This window comes from Anditalea andensis, from assembly GCF_000714815.1.
Taxonomy (GTDB): Bacteria; Bacteroidota; Bacteroidia; order Cytophagales; family Cyclobacteriaceae; genus Anditalea; species Anditalea andensis.
The window spans coordinates 95,708-116,876 of sequence record NZ_JMIH01000034.1 but is presented as its reverse complement, the minus strand read 5'-3'; the positions used below and the strand labels follow the sequence as shown (position 1 = coordinate 116,876).

Genomic DNA, 21,169 nt, shown 5'->3' with positions numbered 1-21,169 from the left:
AAATCAGAAGGTCAAAATTTTCAATTAAGATGAGCAAAAAAAACAAGAATTCCATCTCTAATTGAACTAAAACCGTCAATCATATCCAAAAGATGGATTTGTGTTATAGATTGGTGAATTTGTTATAAGCAATCGTTTGCAATATCTCTACATTTCCAGTCGAAAAGCAGTGGGCATTACTTTATTAATGCTACTGCTATACTATAAATCAATATTCCCAAAATAAATTCTTATGAAGACAAAATTACTATTAAGGGCATGTATGTCATTTCTTCTCTCCTTAGGAATGGCCATGTCTCTTATGGCACAGACTCCCAGAGTAGTGACCGGCACCGTGGTAGACCAGGAGAACGGGGAGCCCATACCGGGTATTTCCATTTTAGAAAAAGGTACTAATAATGGTACTGTAACAGATCTTGAAGGTAATTATAGAATACAAGTAGCTTCTGAAAGCGCTATTCTGGTATTCTCCTTTTTACAGATGGAGACCCAGGAAATATTAGTGGGAAACCGGAACCCTATAGATGTAGTAATGGCAGAAAACATAGGCGATTTGGACGAATTTGTCGTAATCGGCTACCAGTCAGTGCGAAAGCGTGACCTAACCGGTGCTACAGCAGTAGTAAGTACAGAAAATACCCGCTCTGTCACGGCCAATTCCATAGGGGAATCATTGCAAGGACTGGCTCCCGGTGTAACGGTAAGAAATGCCGGTGGCCCCGGTCAGGGAGCTTCTGTAGAAATCAGAGGTGTATCCAGCTTTATCAATGCAAGTCCCCTATATGTAATTGATGGAATGATAGCAGATGCTAATGTCACGATCAATCCAAATGACGTAGAATCCATCCAAATATTAAAAGATGCATCTGCTGCTGCCATATATGGTTCCAGGGCTGCTAATGGTGTCATCATCGTGACCACGAAACAAGGCCAAGAAGGACCTGCCCGTATTACTCTTTCTGCCAAATATGGTATACAGCAGCTGCCAAGAGGTCCAGAAATGATGAACAATGTGGAGTTTGCGGCCATGCAAAGAAGACAATTTGAAAATTCAGGTCTGACGCCTCCTGCAAGTGTGACGAGTAACTTTGACCCTACTATCAATACCAACTGGTATGATGAAAGCACCCGATTGGGTAATGTACAGGATTATAATGTCACCATATCCGGTGGGTCTAAAACAAGTACTTATCTAGTTTCTGGAAGTTATTTTAAAAACAAAGGTGAGCTCATCGGAACTGACTTTGAAAGAGCAGCATTCAGGATTAATTCCAGGTCAACGAAAGGAAGGGTGACATTTGGAGAAAACATAGTATTAACGAATTCAGTGCGCAACACTCCGCCATTTGGAAACCCCTTTTATGATGTATATACGCAACTTCCCATTATACCAGTTCAGCACCCACGCTACATTACGAATGCTAATCCAGATGGGTGGGGTATAGGTACCCCTGATGCAGTGACCTACGCCAATAACCCAATTGCACTAAGTGCCATCAATACTCAACGAAGTAATTTTGCCAAAATAGTGGGCAATGCTTATTTGGAAGTTGAACTTGCGGATTGGCTTACCTATAGATTTAATGCAGGTTTGGAAGCCAGTTTTGACCATATAAAAACGCTAAGAAGGGTAGGGGAATGGCATTTCAATCAACCTGCTGCTCCTACCACCATACAGGAAAACAGGTCCACCTATACCAGTTTGCTTTTAGAACATACCCTGAATTTCAATAAAACTTTTGGGCTTCATGATATCAATGGTGTGGTAGGGTACTCTCAGCAGCAATCTAATAACCAAGGGATATTAGCAGGAAGAACTGATATACAACAATTCGGTGGAAGATATCTTGAGACTATAGGATCTGCTACTGGAGATCCAATTGCAGATGGATTTGTCAATACTGATTTTTTGATAGTAGGGTATTTGGGAAGGTTAAACTATACCTATAATGATAAATACCTACTTACTTTTACAGGAAGATATGATGCTGATTCCCGTTTTGGTGCGGATAACAGATCCCGGTTTTTTCCTTCTATAGCAGCAGGATGGAGAATAAGTGATGAAGCGTTTTTCAACTCAGGATTTGTCTCTGATTTAAAACTTCGGGGTTCCTATGGAGAACTGGGCATAGTCACTGTAGGATCATGGGATTATATAGGGTTCTTGAACAGTAACCCCAGGGCTATATTTGGTCCGGACCAGGTACCTTATGTAGGCGCTACGCAGGCTAGGTTAGCTAATCCAAACCTTGGCTGGGAAAGAAGAAAAAGCCAAAATTATGGCTTTGATGCCAATTTTTTAGAAGGCAGAATAGGATTGTCAGCAGAATATTATAATTCCCTTTCTGAAGATGTACTCGTAAACCTTCCGGTGGCTTTTTACTTGGGTAATCTGGGAGGCGATCCGGCCGTCAATGCGGCCTCCATAAGAAACAGAGGATTGGAAATAGAAGCAACCTATAGAAAATACAGCGGTGAATTCCAGTGGGATGTTTCGGCAAATATCACTACAATCAGGAATAGGGTAGAAGATGTAGGAAACTTTGGTGAGGGCATAGATTATATCCAAACAGGTATCACCAGATCTCAAATAGGCAGATCAATAGGAGAATGGTATGTATTAAAGACGGACGGCTTGTTTCAGAGTCAGGAAGAAATAAACAACTATACAGGACCAGATGGTCAACTGATACAGCCACATGCACGGCCTGGTGATGTTCGATTTTTAGATATTAATGGCGATGGTCAGATCAATCAGGAAGACAGGACATTTGTAGGATCTCCCTGGCCTACTATGCAGGCAGGTGGTCAGTTTAATGCTTCCTATGGCCAATTTACGCTCAACATCCAGATGGTGGGTGTATTTGGATACTCTGTACTCAATGGGGTGAGAGCCGATATAGACGGCTATCAGAATACTAACTTCAGACGGGACATCAGTCCCTGGAGCCCTGATAATAGAAATACGACAGACCCAAGGATAGGTTTCGCTGTAGGTGATCCTGGATTAATAGATAATGCCAGGCTAGAAAGTGACCGATGGCTAGAGGATGCATCCTATTTTAGGATTAGAAATTTAGAACTGGGTTATGCCTTAGCGCCTCAATTAAATCAAAGACTTGGAATCCAGAGGGCCAAGATCTTTATCAGCGGACAGAATTTGTTCACGTTCACCAAATACAGCGGACCTGACCCCGATGTGGTGGGTTCAGGGATTCTTAACAGGGGTTATGATCAGGGTAATTGGCCTGCCAATAAAATTTATTCGATAGGATTTAATTGTGAGTTTTAACTGAAAAAGATTTTATCATGAAGAATATATATAAATACATCACCATAATTTTCACGGCATTCACAATAAGCTGTAACCCTGATTTGGATAGAATCAATCCAAACCAGCCTACGATGGATGTGTTCTGGAACAATGCTACAGATGCAGAACAGGGAGTCAATGCTATATACAGTACATTTGCTCGGGTAGGATTTTCCAGGTGGATGCCCATCATTTTTATCACCAGATCTGATGAGGGCTACAGTGCCAGTCCATGGGCTGATTTAGCCAATGCGATGGGAGGTTTCATTCAGCCGGATTATAATTTTGGACCTGTAGTAGATGTTTGGAGAGATAATTACATCGGCATATTCAGAGCTAACCAAGTTTTGGAAAATGTACCTTTAATAGAAATGGATGCGGAACTAAAAGCCAGACTATTGGGGGAAGCTTATTTTCTGAGAGGATATTTTTATTATAACTTAGCTTTGCTGTGGGGAAATGTTCCTTTGATGTTAGAGATTTCTACTCCTACTGACCTGCCACCTACTGCGACTCAGCAGGAAGTATGGGCTCAGGTAGAGAGAGATCTGCTTAATGCTATTAGTGGCCTTCCAGCACGCTATTCATCCAGTAATGATCTAGGGAGAGTCACCAAAGGAGCTGCCTACGCCCTGCTGGCCAAAACTTATATGCAGCAGGAGAAAAACAATGATGCTGAATCAGCGCTCAATTGGTTGGTAAATGGAGAAGGGGCGGGAATTTATGAACTAGCTTCAGGGTACCGTGATAATTTTCTGATTCATACAGAAAATAACAGTGAATCAGTTTTTGAGTGGCAGTTTGCAGTGAACCCTACGGAAGTCACTGATGATGATGTGGCTACTTTTAACCACAATTATGGATCTTCTATAGCTCAGTTTATGGCACCTCCAGGCATAGGATGGTCAGATGCTGAATCCAGAACTTGGGCCATTGAAGAATTCTTAGCCGAAAGGACAATTGACAATCAAAGAGATCCTCGACTGTCTACTAGTATATTGTATGCCTTTTCCGACGAAAGGGGACCAGAATTTACTATGGTCTATGGGCAGTCTTTTGTACAGAGATATGGAAATACAAATCGCAATAGGGCCTGGCATAGAAAATTTCTCAATGATCATTGGAAAAATGAAGAGGGATACCGCTCGCCTAATAACTACAGGTTTATACGCTATGCGGATGTATTATTGATGTATGCGGAGGTATTAAATGCTCTGGGAAGAACCCAAGAAGCTTACCCATATGTAGACAGGGTAAGGCAAAGGGTTAACCTTCCTGCTCTATCAGTAGCACGGCCTGGTCTTAGTCAAATGGCATTTTTGGATCAATTAAAACATGAAAGACTGCTGGAGTTATTTGGAGAAGGCCATCGATATGCTGACCTGATCAGATGGGGTGATCTGAACAAAAATCTAGCATCACGGGACCCAGGGTTCAATAATTTTGAGGTGGGGAAGGATGAATTTTTGCCTATACCTCAGAGAGATTTAGATATCAATCCGAACCTGCGTCAGAATCCACGCTGGTAAAAGGTCAATACTGCTTATTATATGAATCAGCACAGGGGCAGGTTTTCCTGCCCCTGTATCTTCACTAAATTTTAATTATATGAAGAGTTTAATCAATATTTACTGTTTATTTGTTCCTATTCTCTTGGCAGCATCCTGTCAGGAATCCAATGAGGGGAATCCGGATGTAGATTTACCTGAACAGGAAAATACTTATATCAATCCTGTATTTTCACCCGTTTTGGCAGATCCTACTGTGGTCAAAAGTAACGGATATTTTTATGCCTATGGTACAGAAGATAACTGGGGAAATGAAGGAGGTCATAAGCTGGTTCCCATTATCCGATCAAAAAACTTGGTGAATTGGGAATTTGTCCGAAATGCATTTCAGGTAAAGCCAAACTGGAAAAATGCAGGGGGTATCTGGGCTCCTGATGTAACCCAAGTCGGAGAGGAGTATTACATGTATTACTCTTATTCCACCTGGGGTGATCCTGATGCCGGTATAGGGTTAGCCATAGCTTCAGGGCCGGAGGGTCCATTTATAGACCAGGGAAAATTATTTCTTTCCAGTGAAATAGGGGTAGAAAATTCCATTGATCCATTTTATATAGAAGATGATGGGAAGAAATTTCTGTTTTGGGGAAGTTTTCATGGGATATATGCCATAGAACTGTCTGCAGATGGTAAGTCAGTAGAAGGAGAAAAAGTACATATCGGCCATACGCACCTGGAAGCAGCATATGTATATAAAAAGGATGGAGCATACTTCTTTTTCGGTTCTGAAGGATCCTGCTGTGAGGGAGCCAATAGTACTTACCAGGTAAGGGTAGGAAAATCAAACAATCTTTTAGGCCCTTATTTGGATAAAGGAGGAAACAGTATTGCAGATGGTAATCACGGTGAAATTATCTTAAGAAGCAATTCAGTAAACTATGGTTTTGCAGGTCCGGGGCATAATGCTGAGATCATGGTGGATGATGAAGGCACTGAATGGCTGCTTTACCATGCCATACCCAAAAACAACCCCAGACTGGACAATGGAACCAATAGGAGACCTCTGATGCTGGATAAACTGATTTGGAGAGATGGCTATCCCACCATACAGGGGCAGGAACCCAGCGTAACTTCCCAAAAAGCACCTGCATTCAATGATTGACATCACTATATGCAAACCGTGCGTTAAAAAGGACTCATTCTGTGAAGAATGTATAGGCAAAATGGCATCAAAATCTCTAATGGGTGGAACTCAGTCTGGGCCTTCAGTTCGGAAGGGTTTTGACTAAAAAAAGATTATTATACACATAAAGTCGAGCTTGACTTAAATTGTCACCAGAGAGAATCAATCGCTTTACAGCAAGGTTCCATTTCACTTGACTTTTGAAAAACAATCACTAATGAAAAAAATACTCATAGCGTCAGCTATATATATAATGGGAATGTCTGCAATGGCCCAAAAAACTGATAGCAAGTTACTGGAGCAGGCTTCATTTGCCCTTGCTGTCAAAAAACCGGGAAATGATGCATCCACACATGCTTTGACTATGGATGAGAAAGGCAATCTTCAAGCTGCTAAATCTATACCCCTGACCGTATCTATGGAACAAGGGCAGATGGGAACCACCCTTGAAGTCAAACTCAATATAGTCGCGACAGAAGATGTTTATTTTCATTTGCAGGGGAAATTTCATTTGAATGAGCTCCAGTTTGAACAGGCCCAGATGTATCTGCCAGGCTTTTGGTACCGACAGAATCAAAGATCTCCGGAAAATGCACCTTCTTTGCGGTCAGGAAATAATTGGCTAGTAAGAGAAGATAGGTTGAGTACCCCGCTTTCGGCTATATTCGATCCGGCTGCCCATACAGGTTATACTTTGATGAGAAAGAATGCTCCCACTCAAATAGCACTGACTACCCACCATACCGGAGAAGTAATATTGGGAGGGCCCACCGATATGGGTGCCTTGGGATTTGGGGAAGATGGAGGAATCCCTTTTTTGGCATTTGCATATCCCTACGCTGAGGAACCGTATAGTTATTATAGAAAACTGACACTGGGAAATCCGGTTAAAAGCTTTTTGAAACTGGATAAAGGGGAATCGGTTTCCATAACCTATTTGCTGTCTAAATCAGAAGAGGAAAATTTTTCTGCCTTTGTGGCGCATGAGTGGAAATATTCCTTCGATCAATTACAGCCCAAACCTCTGGAGGATCAGAAATTTACTGATCAGGAAATCAAATCCACCCTCGTGCAGTTTTTTAAGTCATCTTATATCGAGCCAGGTAACCTGAAGGGTTTTTCAGGAGTGCACCTTTTGACAGCTACCTGTGAGCCTGTCAATGTACTGGAAGTGGGTTTTATCGGCAGGGTGCTGTTAAATGCTTTCAATGCGCTGGAGTACGGAGAAGCTTACGGAGATGGGGAATTGGTCACTATGGCCAATAATGTATTTGATAGTTATGAACAGCATGGGTTTACCTCCAAAGGATTGATCAGGGAAAATGTAGACTTTGATAAAGGTGACGAACCTTCCGTTTATTCTATCAGAAGGCAGTCGGAAGGTATATATGCTTTGCTGATGTATTTTCAGTATGAAAAATCCAAAGGTAGGAATCACCGTGCCTTTGAGCAAAAAGTCAAAGGCCTACTGAACACGCTCATGACTTTGCAACAAGCAGACGGCAGCTTTCCACGAAAATTTGACGGCAGTCTTGGTATCATTGATGAAACTGGCGGCAGCTCTCCCTCAGCAGTGCTACCATTGGTCATGGCCCACCATTATTTTAAAGATAAGCGATATCTAGAGGCTGCCAGAAAGGTGGCCACGTATCAGGAAGTAGAAATCATCTCTAAATCAGATTATTTTTCGTCTACCCTGGATGCCGACTGTGAAGATAAAGAAGCCTCCCTATATGCATCGACGGCGATGTATTATATGGCTCAGGTCACTAAAGGCAAAGAGCGACAGCATTATGTAGACCTGGCAAAAGAAGCGGCATTTTTTGCGCTTTCATGGTATTACACATGGGATGTGCCTTTTGCCCAGGGTCAGATGCTCGGTGATATCGGACTCAAAAGTAGGGGTTGGGGCAATGTCTCCGTAGAGAACAACCATATAGATGTTTTTATTTTCGAATTTGTAGAAGTACTTCAATGGCTGACAAGGGAAACAAAGGAAGAAAGATTTGCTGCTTTTGCCGATGTCATCAAATCTTCTATGAGGGAGCAATTATTGCCTCATAAAGGTAATTTAATGGGAGTAGCTAAAGTGGGCTATTATCCGGAAGTAGTTCAGCATACCGCCTGGGACTATGGCAAAAACGGAAAAGGATTTTATAACGATCTTTTTGCCCCCGGATGGACAGTGGCTTCTTTATGGGAATTATTGTCAGATCAGAGGGCTTCCAGGTTCTTTTCACAAAAGTGAATTGAAAGTCTGCTGTCTAGCTTAATTATACAAAACAGAATAACTTACAGCGGCAAAAAAAAATTATAGTAGGCTCCATGATCATCCTATTATAATGGAACCGTTGATTAAGGTTTGGATATAGATATAGAAGAGTCCAACTTACGGATGATCACCCTAAGTTTAAAAAATATTGAATTAAATAACCTAAAATACCCAATCATGATAAAAAACCTGCTTTTATTCACGGCACTACTGTTTTGTTTCATTCCATTATATGCGCAAGAACAAGCCCTTAAATCTATGGAAACGCCATGGTCGGATAAGGTGGGTCAACAGCCCCATCAGGAATATCCCCGACCTCAAATGAGCAGGGAAAACTGGGTAAATCTAAATGGGAAATGGCAATATACCATACAGGATAAATCTCCCGCTATACCGGAAAAGTTTGATGGTGAAATTCTGGTTCCTTTTGCAGTGGAATCCAAGCTTTCCGGTGTAGGCCGGATAGTGGGTGATGAAAAGTACCTTTGGTACAAAAGGACTTTCGATGTATCACCGAAGATGAGGTCGGGTAAACTTTTACTCCATTTCGGAGCAGTAGATTGGGAAGCGGAAGTATTTATCAACGGACAGTCTGTAGGAATGCACCAGGGTGGATATGATCCCTTTTATTTTGAGATCAATGACTATTTGGTCAAGAACAGAGAACAGGAAGTAGTGGTCAGGGTTTGGGATCCTTCGGACAATGGACCTCAGCCCAGAGGTAAGCAGGTAGAAAAGCCCAACAGCATTTGGTATACTCCCGTGACAGGGATCTGGCAGACAGTATGGATGGAAGCAGTACCTTCCAGGTACATTTCTTCTACAAAAAATACACCGGATTTTGATCAGAATAAGATCAGCATCTTACCTCACGTGGCAGGCAACCCCGGCAATGGCAATATAGAAGTCAAAGTCATGGATAACGGTCGCATGGTAGGTCAGAAAACTGTCAAAATAGGGGAAACAGCGGATTTTGTCATCGACAGCCCAAAACACTGGAGCCCTTCCAGTCCTTTCCTCTATGATGTGGAAGTAAGCTTAAAAGAGGGTAACAAAGTAATTGATAAGGTGAAAACCTATACCGCGCTCAGAAAAATAAATATGGGCACGGACCAAAACGGTGTACAGCGCATGCTTTTGAACAATGAATTTTTATTTCAATATGGGCCTTTGGATCAGGGATGGTGGCCTGATGGACTATATACTGCACCTAATGAAGCCGCCCTAGTTTTTGATATTCAGAAAACCCGTGATATGGGCTTTAATATGATTAGAAAGCATGTAAAAGTAGAACCGGCCCGCTGGTACTATCACTGTGACCGTATGGGAATGTTGGTATGGCAGGATATGCCCAATGGAGATCATGGCAACCGATGGGAACAGCGGCCAGGTATAGTTGGCTTAGGTACCGAGAAAGATAGAACTGCAGCATCTGAACAGATTTTTAGAAAAGAGTGGAAAGCCATCATGGATGCCAACTATAATTTCCCTTCCATAGTCGTATGGGTACCTTTCAATGAAGCTTGGGGCCAGTTTAAGACCACTGAAATTACCGAATGGACACAACAATATGATCCCACACGGCTCATTAACAGTGCCAGTGGAGGAAATTTTATCATGAAAGGGAGCAAAATTACGGGGCATGTTATTGATCTTCACAATTATCCGGATGCAGCTATGCCAGATCCGGAGCTGTATGGAAAGGATCAAGTAATCGTTTTGGGAGAATTTGGAGGTCTAGGTTTACCGGTAGAAGGACACACTTGGCAGCAAAAAGACAACTGGGGATATCAAAGTTTTCAAAATAAAGAAGCTTTAGAGAAAAGATATACCGAATTAATAGAAGCATTGCTCCCTCTGATCCAGAAAGGCTTATCTGCAGCAGTCTATACCCAAACCACCGATGTTGAAATAGAAATAAATGGCTTAATGACTTATGATCGCAAGGTAGTAAAGTTAAACGTAGAGCACCTGAATAAAATACACCAAAGACTATATCAAATTAAACTAAAATAAGCATGGGCAAATCCCTGTTATGGATATGTTGCATCTCTTTGAGCTGCATGGTCCTATCCAGTTCAAATGAAAAGTCTGGGGAATCTGATGCACAGGATCCATTTACAGCTACAGTTGATGGAAAAGAAGTAGCCATATACAAATTGAAAAATGATAAGGGCATGGAGATCCATGTGCTGAATTATGGTGGCAGGGTGGTTAAAATAATGGTGCCCGACCGGGAGGGTAGCATAGATGATGTAGTGTTGGGATTCGACAGGCTGGAGGACTATCAGGAAAGTTCAGAAGCATACTTTGGAGCAGTTATAGGTAGGTATGGCAATAGGATAGCCAAGGGTAGCTTCAGCTTGGATGGCACCAGCTATGCACTGGCCATAAATAATGAACCCAATGCCCTCCATGGTGGACCTGCGGGTTTTCATCATGTAGTCTGGGAGGTCCTGGAACATCATGACGACCATATTGCTATGAAATATATAGCGAAAGATGGAGAGGAAGGATATCCCGGCAATATGGAAATTTTTATGACCTATACCCTGACTGATGACAATGGATTTAGGATAGATTATGAGGCTACTACTGATAAAAAGACAGTAGTTAACTTAACCCATCATTCATTTTTTAATTTGAACGGTGCTGGGAGCGGTGATGTGATGGATCATATATTGGAACTGAATGCAAGTGCCTTTACTCCGGTGGATAAAACATTGATACCAGTGGGGACAATTTTGCCGGTAGCCAATACTCCCATGGACTTTACCCGGCCTACCGCTATAGGAGAAAGGATAGGAGAGGGAGATGAACAACTGACATTTGGCAGAGGGTATGACCATAACTGGGTACTGGATAAAGCAGAACCGGGTTTACTTACATTCGCGGCTGCTATAACGGCTCCCGCCAGTGGAAGAAAAATGGAAGTGTTTACCACAGAACCAGGCATCCAGTTTTATAGTGGCAATTTTCTGAACGGCAGCGTAAGCGGAAAGGATGGTAAAAATTATATCCATCGGTCTGCCTTTTGTTTGGAAACCCAGCATTTTCCGGATTCACCTAATCAGGAGACATTTCCAAGTACTGTTTTATCACCAGGAGAAAAGTATACCCATACAGTGATATACCAGTTTTCTGTTTTAGCAGATACTAGATAGGTGGAATTTATGCATGAAGATAAAAGCTATTAAAATTCAACATTTTAATTTGGGCCATATTAAATCTATACACTTACAATGAAAGCTTCACATATAGTCATTGTGTTTTATGTTTTAACGATCATCCAGTTTTCCTGTCAGAGCCGTTCCTCTAACGACGATATGGATGCAGCTACTTTTAGTAATCCATTGGATGTGGCTTTTGGCGATCCTTTTGTATTAGATGGAAATGATGGTAAATTTTATATGTATGGAACAGGAGCCGGAGCTAAGGATGGATTTGTGGCTTTTTCATCCGATGACCTGGTTAATTGGGAAAGTGAGGGACAGGTATTTACAGGAAACACAGAAGATTCTTGGAGTGTAGCCAATTTTTGGGCTCCTGAGGTCTATAAATTTGATGACAGGTTTTATTTGTTTTACAGTGCCGACTGGAAGGTTAATCCAAACCGGGATGACGAAAATTTCCGAATAGGGGTAGCGGTATCCGATTTGCCGACTGGGCCGTTTATTGATCTGAAGGATGAACCTATCTTTGATCCAGGCTATCCTATCATCGATGCCAATGTCTATCAAGATGAAAACGGAAAATTTTATTTATATTATTCCAGAGCTTGCTACCAGCATCCTGTGGAATCAGAAATAGCTGATTGGGCGAGGAGTCAAAACCTTTACGATGAAGTCGAAGAAAGTTGGATCTATGGCGTAGAAATGTCTTCGGACTTTATGTCTACGATAGGCGATCCTGTATTACTATTAAGACCACCGGTTAAAATGGATGACAAGAATGCGGAGTGGGAAAGCAGGTCAGTCACCTCGAAGGAAGTCAACAGGCGTTGGACCGAGGGTTCTTTTATCTTTAAATTCAAAGATACGTACTACATGATGTATTCAGCCAATCATTTTGGAGGCGAACATTATGCCGTGGGGTATGCTACCGGCACCTCACCTTTGGGCCCCTTTACCAAAGCTTCAAACAATCCCGTGTTGGAAAGCAATAGGAATACCGGAGGAACAGTTACGGGGACGGGCCATAATATGGTGCTATTTTCTCCAGATAAGCGTTTGATGTACACAGTATACCACGGCAGGACTGAAAAAACTGGTAATGAAAGGGTAGTCTTTATTGATAAAGTGACTATAAACGAAGAAGGTAAATTAGAAGTGGATGGCCCAACTTTAGGTCTGCAACCTTTGCCAGATATTGTTAGATAGACATTCACTCTAGGCTCGTGTATTGGGAGTTTAATACGGGATGCGGAAAGCATTTAAACAATAAATAAAAGTAGGCAAGAATTTAAAATATATTGGGGTAATCATTTTATAATGGTTAAACATGGATTTTTATGTATATATCAATTCATGTTTAACCTTATTTTTTTATATTTTATTCTTTATTAACCGCTGCTAGACTCATACATAAGTGGAGATTCAGGTTTTAGTATTATTGGGTATGTTTATAGATCGCATGCCTAGGGCCGGTATGATTCGTCTTTAAATTTCCTCTTTATAAAAAGGTGTAAAATATATAGCTATAGACCTCTTTACTCATTACTATTAAATTTTTTTAGAATAATTTATAAGCCAGTTGCGTTATTAAATTTTTTTATGCAATATTGTTGCAATTATAATGATTTATGAATTCTCCGCATATAAATTCACACATCTATTGCTTATTATGATCAGCTACGTTTGTATATGAGAACAATATACTTTTTATTATTCTATTTATTATTCTATTTATTATTTGCTCAAGCTTCAATAGCTCAAAGTCCTAAGGTTAATCATACATACTCTATTAGAGGTATAGTAACAGATGCTCATCACGATCACTTTTTGGTTGGGGCAAGTATCTTAGTTCTGACTGGTGATAGTGAGCGATCAAATATACATATGGGAGCTGGGAAAGACAGAGGTGCTATTACTGATGGATCTGGCCGGTTTCAGCTCTATCAGATGAGTATGGGCACTAAAATCAAAATATCATATCTGGGATATGAATCCCAGATAGTGGTGGTAAATTCACCTGAAGAAATGATTCAGGTGCGTCTTACGCCAATTTCTACTTCTCTCTCCGAAGTTACTGTAACTGCCTTTGAATCAGATCGGAAACTAATGGATATTCCTGCAGCTATAGGCTATCTGGGATCGAGGGATCTTGAAAGATTTGCTATAGTGTCCCCTCATCAGGCATTCAGCACCCTGCCGGGTGTAAAGGTACATACTACTACTATAGGAAGGTATCAGGTCAAAATAAGAGGAGGATCTATGGGGACCATAGGCCATGGAGATAACTATAAATCTTATTGGAACGGTATACCGATCACTACTTCCAATGGCTTTAATCCCTTGGCATACTTTGATATGGGAAATGTGGGCAATGTAAGTGTAATTCGTGGCCCCTCGGGAAGCATTTATGGAGCAGGAATTAACGGGGTGATGCTTTTTGAAAGTAAGGAGCCTACGGAAGGGGAAACAAGTCTTCAGACAGATGGTTTATATGGATCTTACCATACCTATAGGTATAACCTTGAATTTGCATCTGCTACCGATAAAGGTGATATAAGGCTACAATATTCTCAGGTTCACACAGATGGCTATAGGCAGGAAGCTGCATCTGACAATGAATTTATAAGTGTGTCTGGAAACATCCGGGCTTCTGAAAAGGGTAAAGTTACCTTTCTTGCCCAATATGTAGATAGGTTTTATGGGATACCAGGAAATCTAAATGCAGGACAAGTGCTAGAAAACAGAAAGCAACCAGGAAACTCCCCAGATTTTGATAATGGCCTGACTACTTTAAGCCTAATGGTGGGTGCAGCGCATGACTATAGATGGAACGAACGCTGGCAAAATATCACCTCCTTTAGCTATCTGGCTTCAGAAGGTACTTTCTTAATTGGAACTCCTTTTTTTAGTCTAGCAGATGAAACCCTAGTCACTTCGTTTTCTATGCGCACGGCCACTTCATATAATTTCAAAACTTTGGGAAATAGAAATGGCAGATGGGTGATAGGTGGAGAGCTTACCAGAGGGATAAATCAGGTTAATGATTTTACAGATGGCTTTAATAGCCCCATTTATAGTTCTAGAAGATCCACAGACCGTGTGTTTTTAGGATTTAGTCAGGTAGAAGTAGACCTACCTTTGGATTTTACCCTAATGGCAGGAGCTAGTTTTAATAATTATTTTTTGGGGTTCAGGGAGTATTTGGCAGATGATATACCCGCTTTCTCGAAGTACGTAAATGATATATCACCCAGGCTCGCCATTACCAAGAAAATGGGTGAAAATATAGTATTGCATGGCAATATCAGCAAAGGTTTTACTCCGCCACCGAGAGGAGCGATAGACAATACCGGTAGAAATATAAATGCAGATTTACAGTCTACCACAGGGTTAAATCAGGAAATAGGGATACGTGGAAATCTCTTTGACAGTCGTTTTCATTTTGACCTGATCACTTATAGACTCAATGAAAGAAATGTAATTCTTCCCAAAGTAATGGGAAATATGGGAGGTATAGATCTCATCAGAAATGAAAATGCCGGTGCAATAAATAGACTGGGAATAGAACTAACCAGTGCTTATGATTTCAGGCATCTTACCGGAAGAAATTTTAGTCAAGCCAAGCTTTGGACCAGTTATACTTATATGCACCATGTTTTTGATACTTACCATTCCCTTCAAACTGCCGAAAATGAAGAAAGTATAGAAATAAGCTACAGTGGAAAGGTAATTCCAGGCATTCATCCCCATACATTGGTTAAGGGGGCTGACCTTGCTATGCGCAATGGTTTCTATATAAATGCTACTTATAGTAATTACACAGGGATTTATCTTAACAACGAAAATACGGATAAGGATACAGCTTATGCTGTTCTGGATTTCCGATCAGGTATTAGAAGACCGCTCGGCAGTAGGTTTAAAGGAGAAATTTATGCAGGAATTAATAATGCTTTAGACGAACGCTATACCGCAGTCCATAATCTAAACGCTTTCTTAGGATCTTATTTTGACCCAGCTCCGGGTAGGAATTACTATGGAGGGTTTAGCTTGAAATATTTCTTATTACCATAAGTAATATATTAATAAAGAGATGTACCAATGATAAAAACAGAAAATCTTTCAAAAAAATATGAAGCTCAGGTAGCCCTTCATTCACTCAACCTGGACATTAAAAAAGGAGAAATTTACGCTCTTTTAGGATCAAATGGGGCCGGTAAGTCAACTACCATTCACTTGCTAATGGGCTTTATGAAGCCTACATCAGGACTGGCATATATAAATGAGCTTCAAGTAAAGCCAAATGATTCCGCTATCAAACAGTGGGTAGCCTATATACCGGAAGTAGTCAACCTATACCCCAACTTTTCGGCTTTAGAAAATTTGGATTTCTTCAGCGGATTATCCGGCTTTAAATATACAAAAGATCAGCAGGTAGCATTATTAAGAGAGGCAGGTTTACGAGATGAATTTCTAAAAAAACCTGTAGGGGCATTCTCTAAAGGTATGAGGCAGAAAGTAGGTATATCCATCGCACTGGGCAAACAGGCAAAGGCTATTCTAATGGATGAGCCTACCTCAGGGCTAGACCCCTATGCCAGCAATGAATTTTCAGAGATTTTACATACCCTTAGTAAGAAGGGGGTAAGTATTCTGATGGCTACACACGATCTGTTTAGGGCCAAAGAGAGCGGACATAGGATCGGTATCATGCATTTAGGTCATTTGCTGTTAGAACAGGATACTTCTTCAGTTTCTCAAGTGGAGCTAGAGCAATTATACATGCATACCATTCAGTCCTTTAATAATCAAGATCAAAAGATTATCATATGATTTTGTTAATATTCAGGAAAGAATTCAATGAAATCTTCTTCAGTAAGAGGTTTTTGATCATAGTGATAGGAGTTGCGGTTCTATGGTTTTTTGCGTTGTTTAACGGCATTGGGTATTATCAGGGAAGCAATAGTAGTGCCCAGCAAGTACAGAACGAGACTTATCAGCAATGGTTGGATCAGGGAGATAAAAATCCCCATTCTGCTGCTCATTATGGCTTTTATATTGCCAAACCCATCCCGTTATTGGCTGTAATAGACAAAGGTGCCAATGACTTTTTAGGGAATGTAGTTTGGATAGAGGCGCATAACCAGAATGAAGTGAAAAACCCAGCTGCTACTGATGCGGGATCCCTGCTACGGATGGGGCAACTTACCATAGGTTTTGTATTGCAGTTTATCATCCCTTTGATGATTATATTACTATGTTATAACCTATTCACTAAAGAAAAAGAGAACGGAACCATTAAATTGCTTTTGAGTACCCGAGCCAATCTAATAGATCTTTTTATGGGAAAATTTCTGGCCTCCATGCTTAGCTTATGGATGATGTTATTGCCACTTTTGGCTTTTTCCATGTTATTGATGTATCAACAGGATTTTTCTGAAAGTTGGTCTTTAGAAATTATTCCTTCCATGGTATATTTTGTTTTAGGTTTATTTTTATTGTACACCTTATTGATTGCTATTTGTATCTCGGTGTCCCTTAAGGTGAATAGTTCATCAATTGCCTTAGTGATTTTGGCTGGTTTTTGGCTTTGTGGTGTGTTTTTGGTACCTCGTTTTGCCAGTGTATTGGCCGAGCAGGTTTATCCTGCCCCTACTTCATTTGCCTTTGAACAGCAGATCACTGATATGAGACTGAAGGGCATAGATGGGCATGGACCGGTAAATGAAGATTTACTGAAAGAGACCTTGGATCAATATGGGGTGGACAGTATAGAGGACCTTCCTGTAAACTTTGCAGCTATTTCTTTGCAAGCAAGTGAGGAATCAGATGCCGCCATATACGACATAGTCTATACAGAGCTGTTCATTCAATTTCGACAGCAGGAAAAATTTTTAAGCTATATGGGAATTCTATCACCTTTCCAGACTTTCAGAAATATTTCTATGGCTCTTAGCGGCACCGATATGCAGACACATTTGGATTTTGCCGAACATGCAGAAAAACATAGAAGAGCTATCCAAAAAACCATAAATGATTTTTACCTCTCCCATGATACGGGTAGTGATGATTTGTGGCACTCGGTGGGGTTATTGAATTACACATCTCCGGATATATATCAAAGACTGCACATGGCACAATTAGATGTGGTGGTATTGATCACATGGTTATTGTTAGGTTTGGGGTTTACCTATTATTCTGTTAAAACGTTTAAAATAGTCTGATATGCTGATTCATATATTTAAGTACGAATGGCTTACTTTGGTAAAAAACCGGGTATTCCTGACTGTTTTTTCTTTTAGTATGCTGCTTTGTATCCTGGCTTTATGGAGCGGATATCGGGAATATCATAAACAGAATAGTGTAGTCCAACAGATTCAGGAAACGGAAAGGGCCTATTATGATAAATTAAGCGTGGAACTGGCCGATATAGAGCAGAATGGGTGGACGGGTAGTTCATGGAGCAATCCCGCCGATCCTACCAGTCTAGCCTTGGGTATAGGAGCCAGGTATGCCTATAGAAAACCTCATTTTATGCAGATTATCAATGGAGGCCAAAGTGATTTACACCCTTATTACTATAAAATTACTGGAACCAAGCATCAGGCATTTTTTCATCATGCGGAAATAAAAAACGGTATGCTGAATTTTATAGGTAGATATGACCTTTCATTTGTGATCATCTTTTTATTGCCATTATTGATCATAGCTTTTAGCTTTGATATATTGGGCAAAGAAAAAGAGGGGGGTACATTGCCCTACCTATATGCTTCCCAGTGGTCATTAGCAACTGTTTTCCTATGTAAATATTTATTCAGATCCTTGGTATTTTTTATGGGAGTATGGCTGGTTAGTACCGTATGCTTGGGTTGCTCTTTGCAGAGTATGAACTTCTTAGTTACATGGCCATTCTTGATATGGAGTCTTTTAGTATTTGGTTATATGAGTTTTTGGTTTTGTCTTACATTTTTTGTGAGTAGCATGGGCATCAGTGCTAATTATACAGCTTCCACCGCAGTAGTGGTATGGCTGATGGCTGTCGTTCTTTTACCGGGTATATTGGAATATATCACAGAAGCTAGTTATCCACTTCCCTCTAGATCTGGACTAATCGTCCAGTCCCGAGATGCTGGGGTGGAAGCCCAGAAAAAAGCCGCCGATATTTTGAAAGAATATGTGGAAGAACATCCGGAATTGGCTGCTAATCACGAGGACCTGAACATGAATGATTTTGGCACCCGGTATTTTACGGTTTTGAATGAGGTAGAGGCTTCTATGAAACCTTCAGCTGATGATTTTGGCAGACGACTGGAGCAGAGAGACCACTTTATAAAAAGTTTATCTATTATCAGCCCTGCCTTGTTGAGCCAGGAAATCATGAATGAAATAAGCGCCAATACAAACTTCCATTACCGTTTTCTGGAAGCTGATGCCAATGCTATTAAAAAGGAATTGCGTGAATTTTACCTTAAAAAAATTATTCAGGGACAGGTATTAAAATCAAATGAAATACCATACTTACCGGGACTTGTTCATTCGGAAATTTATTATCAGTCTGATCTCAGTTGGCTCTTTAGAAATACGATGATCATATGGGGATTATGTTTATTGTTTCTGATATTGGGTATAGGTCGGTATAGAAGTATGACATCTTCTGAATTCAGTAAGATATTGGCCGGTAAATAATATGGTCATTTTTTAATGAGACCATTACCATTTAAGTGACAGTGTGCCTACTGAATTTTATGGCTATATCCAATATTACCATAAATTATGCTTAGGAAATAAATTTTTAAATTGAAGGTCTGTTTTGTTAACATGGTATATAAATTGATTATATTTATTACGAATAATTGGTAAAACCAATTATCGGCCAAATCTATGAGAAATTTTCTGAAAACCTGTTTTGGTATTTTCTTGGCACTCTTTATGGGGGTGCAGGGAATTTTACTACAGTTCCTTTCAGGAGGTAATATCGATAATTCAGGGGCCAATATAGAAAGCATTGATTTTAATCAGCTTTCTCTTGAGGATTATGCCAAATCATTACCGATCATCAGCCAGGGAGAAGTTTTTCCTGCTGTCCAGGAAGATCCAGATATTTTTCCTTCCATTGATTTTCTTCATACCCATTTTTTAAGTCTTCAATATTACGATCAGACTGTAAAACAAAGACTTTTCCTTTCTAAAAAGGTTGAGGTCTTATTAGATATAAGGACAATAATCTTCCCAAGCCATTTTTTCTGGTAGTAAGGTTTATTTTTTATCTCAGGACGTGACAACTAAGTGAGAAAAATCGGGTACACTCTATATATACTAGGATTTGTATATGTTAACTGAACAGCTATAAAAATCTGTTTTACCTGATAGCAACACTTATCTTGGTTACGCCTGTTATACCTTTCCATATTTATATGCTGATAAAAAATTATAGCGTGCTAATGGAGCTTATGCAGGCATGTTATATCAAAGTGTTCCAGCAATAAAACGGAGTAGGCCTTATGAACCATTTCTAATAAATATTTAAGAACTCATCATTATATGAATCCTATCGTTCAGTTAAAAAAAGAAGACATTGCTTCCATTCGCTTCAGCCATACTGATGTGCTTGCTAACCCGGTATCCGTTTTACTTAGGGAAAAAGATATGGAAAGAGCACTTATACTCGGTAATCTGGAACATACCAAAGTGAGGATAACCTTCATGGATCTTTATCAATCCACGTATGAAGTAGAAACTACGGTATGGGCAATTACCGAAGAAAGTATCTGCCTAAAAGGACATTTATACCTACCAAAAAAAGCTGTCTTGTCTTTATGTTAAAGTAAATCAGAAGCCCTCACCGGGCTTCTGATTCATATGATATAAGAATTTACATACTACATTCAATATTATAGTCCTTTCTATACATCATTCTTTATAAAATGGATATTTTCCTTCTGACTGAAACATGGATTGCATTAGCCACATTGACTTTTCTGGAAGTCGTTCTGGGTATAGACAATATTATATTTATCTCTATTATTTCAAATAAACTTCCTCCATCCCAACAGGAGAGGGCACGGATAATAGGCCTTTCCTTTGCCATGGTATTTAGGATCGGATTGCTTCTGGGGCTTACTTATATCATTAGATTCAACGAACCCTTAATTGCCATCTTTGATTTTGAATGGAGCATCAAAGATCTCATCTTAATAGCCGGTGGATTATTTCTTCTCTTCAAATCTACTGTGGAAATTCACCACAAAATGGAGGGAAAGGTAGAAGAAGTAAAATCAAATGTCACCAATAATGTATTCAAGGTGATTCTTCAGATCATTTTATTGGACGCAGTATTTTCATTTGACAGTATCTTAACAGCGGTGGGTTTGGTCAATGAAGTGGTGGTGATGATCATTGCTGTGATTATCGCTATGGGTATAATGATCATCTTTGCAGGCAAAATCAGTAACTTTATCAATAAACAACCTGCTCTACAGGTGTTGGCACTATCATTTCTGATCCTGATCGGTTTTATGCTGATGGTAGAAGGATTTCATGTAGAAGTACCAAAAGGTTATATATATTTTGCAGTATTCTTTTCACTCACTGTAGAAATCATCAATATGAGAATGAGAAAAAATACGGAAGGAAATAAGGTTGAACTTAACCCGAGATTAAAAGAACAAGATCAAAATTAGAGAATAAATATATTTTGGAGGCATCATGGAGAATACATGCTCAAAA

The 21,169-nt window shown here is 40.1% G+C and carries 14 protein-coding genes; all 14 read left to right on the top strand.

The features are described 5' to 3' along the window. The first annotated feature begins 232 nt into the window (after positions 1–232). Entirely contained in the window at positions 233–3,292 is a 3,060-nt protein-coding gene (locus EL17_RS20695; RefSeq protein WP_035078936.1) for a SusC/RagA family TonB-linked outer membrane protein, read from the top strand. 17 nt (positions 3,293–3,309) lie between these two features. Beyond that, entirely contained in the window at positions 3,310–4,842 is a 1,533-nt protein-coding gene (locus EL17_RS20690) for a RagB/SusD family nutrient uptake outer membrane protein (protein WP_035078933.1), read from the top strand. Positions 4,843–4,921: 79 nt separating this feature from the next. After that, positions 4,922–5,980: a family 43 glycosylhydrolase gene (locus tag EL17_RS20685; RefSeq protein WP_035078932.1), complete on the top strand. Its 1,059-nt coding sequence runs from the start codon at positions 4,922–4,924 to the stop codon at positions 5,978–5,980. A gap of 238 nt (positions 5,981–6,218) precedes the next feature. Beyond that, positions 6,219–8,249, top strand: a complete 2,031-nt coding sequence (locus EL17_RS20680; RefSeq protein WP_035078929.1) for a glycoside hydrolase family protein — start codon at positions 6,219–6,221, stop codon at positions 8,247–8,249. A 201-nt stretch (positions 8,250–8,450) separates the two neighbouring features. Beyond that, entirely contained in the window at positions 8,451–10,289 is a 1,839-nt protein-coding gene (locus EL17_RS20675) for a glycoside hydrolase family 2 protein (protein WP_205623594.1), read from the top strand. Positions 10,290–10,291: 2 nt separating this feature from the next. Beyond that, a complete protein-coding gene (locus tag EL17_RS20670; protein WP_084166293.1) occupies positions 10,292–11,437 on the top strand; it encodes an aldose epimerase family protein in 1,146 nt (381 codons plus the stop codon). A gap of 78 nt (positions 11,438–11,515) precedes the next feature. Continuing rightward, positions 11,516–12,652, top strand: a complete 1,137-nt coding sequence (locus tag EL17_RS20665) for a glycoside hydrolase family 43 protein (RefSeq protein WP_035078923.1) — start codon at positions 11,516–11,518, stop codon at positions 12,650–12,652. A gap of 483 nt (positions 12,653–13,135) precedes the next feature. After that, positions 13,136–15,517: a TonB-dependent receptor gene (locus tag EL17_RS20660; RefSeq protein WP_084166292.1), complete on the top strand. Its 2,382-nt coding sequence runs from the start codon at positions 13,136–13,138 to the stop codon at positions 15,515–15,517. A 27-nt stretch (positions 15,518–15,544) separates the two neighbouring features. Then, positions 15,545–16,276: an ABC transporter ATP-binding protein gene (locus tag EL17_RS20655; protein ID WP_035078917.1), complete on the top strand. Its 732-nt coding sequence runs from the start codon at positions 15,545–15,547 to the stop codon at positions 16,274–16,276. After that, positions 16,273–17,667 carry an ABC transporter permease subunit gene (locus EL17_RS20650; RefSeq protein ID WP_035078915.1) on the top strand — a complete coding sequence of 465 codons (1,395 nt, stop codon included), beginning with the start codon at positions 16,273–16,275 and terminating at the stop codon, positions 17,665–17,667. Before EL17_RS20655 ends, EL17_RS20650 begins: the two co-directional genes overlap by 4 nt. A gap of 1 nt (position 17,668) precedes the next feature. Then, positions 17,669–19,129 carry an ABC transporter permease subunit gene (locus EL17_RS20645; protein ID WP_035078911.1) on the top strand — a complete coding sequence of 487 codons (1,461 nt, stop codon included), beginning with the start codon at positions 17,669–17,671 and terminating at the stop codon, positions 19,127–19,129. 195 nt (positions 19,130–19,324) lie between these two features. Next, positions 19,325–19,693 carry a hypothetical protein gene (locus tag EL17_RS20640; RefSeq protein ID WP_035078908.1) on the top strand — a complete coding sequence of 123 codons (369 nt, stop codon included), beginning with the start codon at positions 19,325–19,327 and terminating at the stop codon, positions 19,691–19,693. Positions 19,694–19,984: 291 nt separating this feature from the next. Beyond that, a complete protein-coding gene (locus EL17_RS20635; protein WP_035078905.1) occupies positions 19,985–20,266 on the top strand; it encodes a hypothetical protein in 282 nt (93 codons plus the stop codon). Between the two features lie 101 nt (positions 20,267–20,367). Further along, positions 20,368–21,123, top strand: a complete 756-nt coding sequence (locus tag EL17_RS20630; RefSeq protein WP_035078902.1) for a TerC family protein — start codon at positions 20,368–20,370, stop codon at positions 21,121–21,123. Positions 21,124–21,169: the final 46 nt, after the last annotated feature.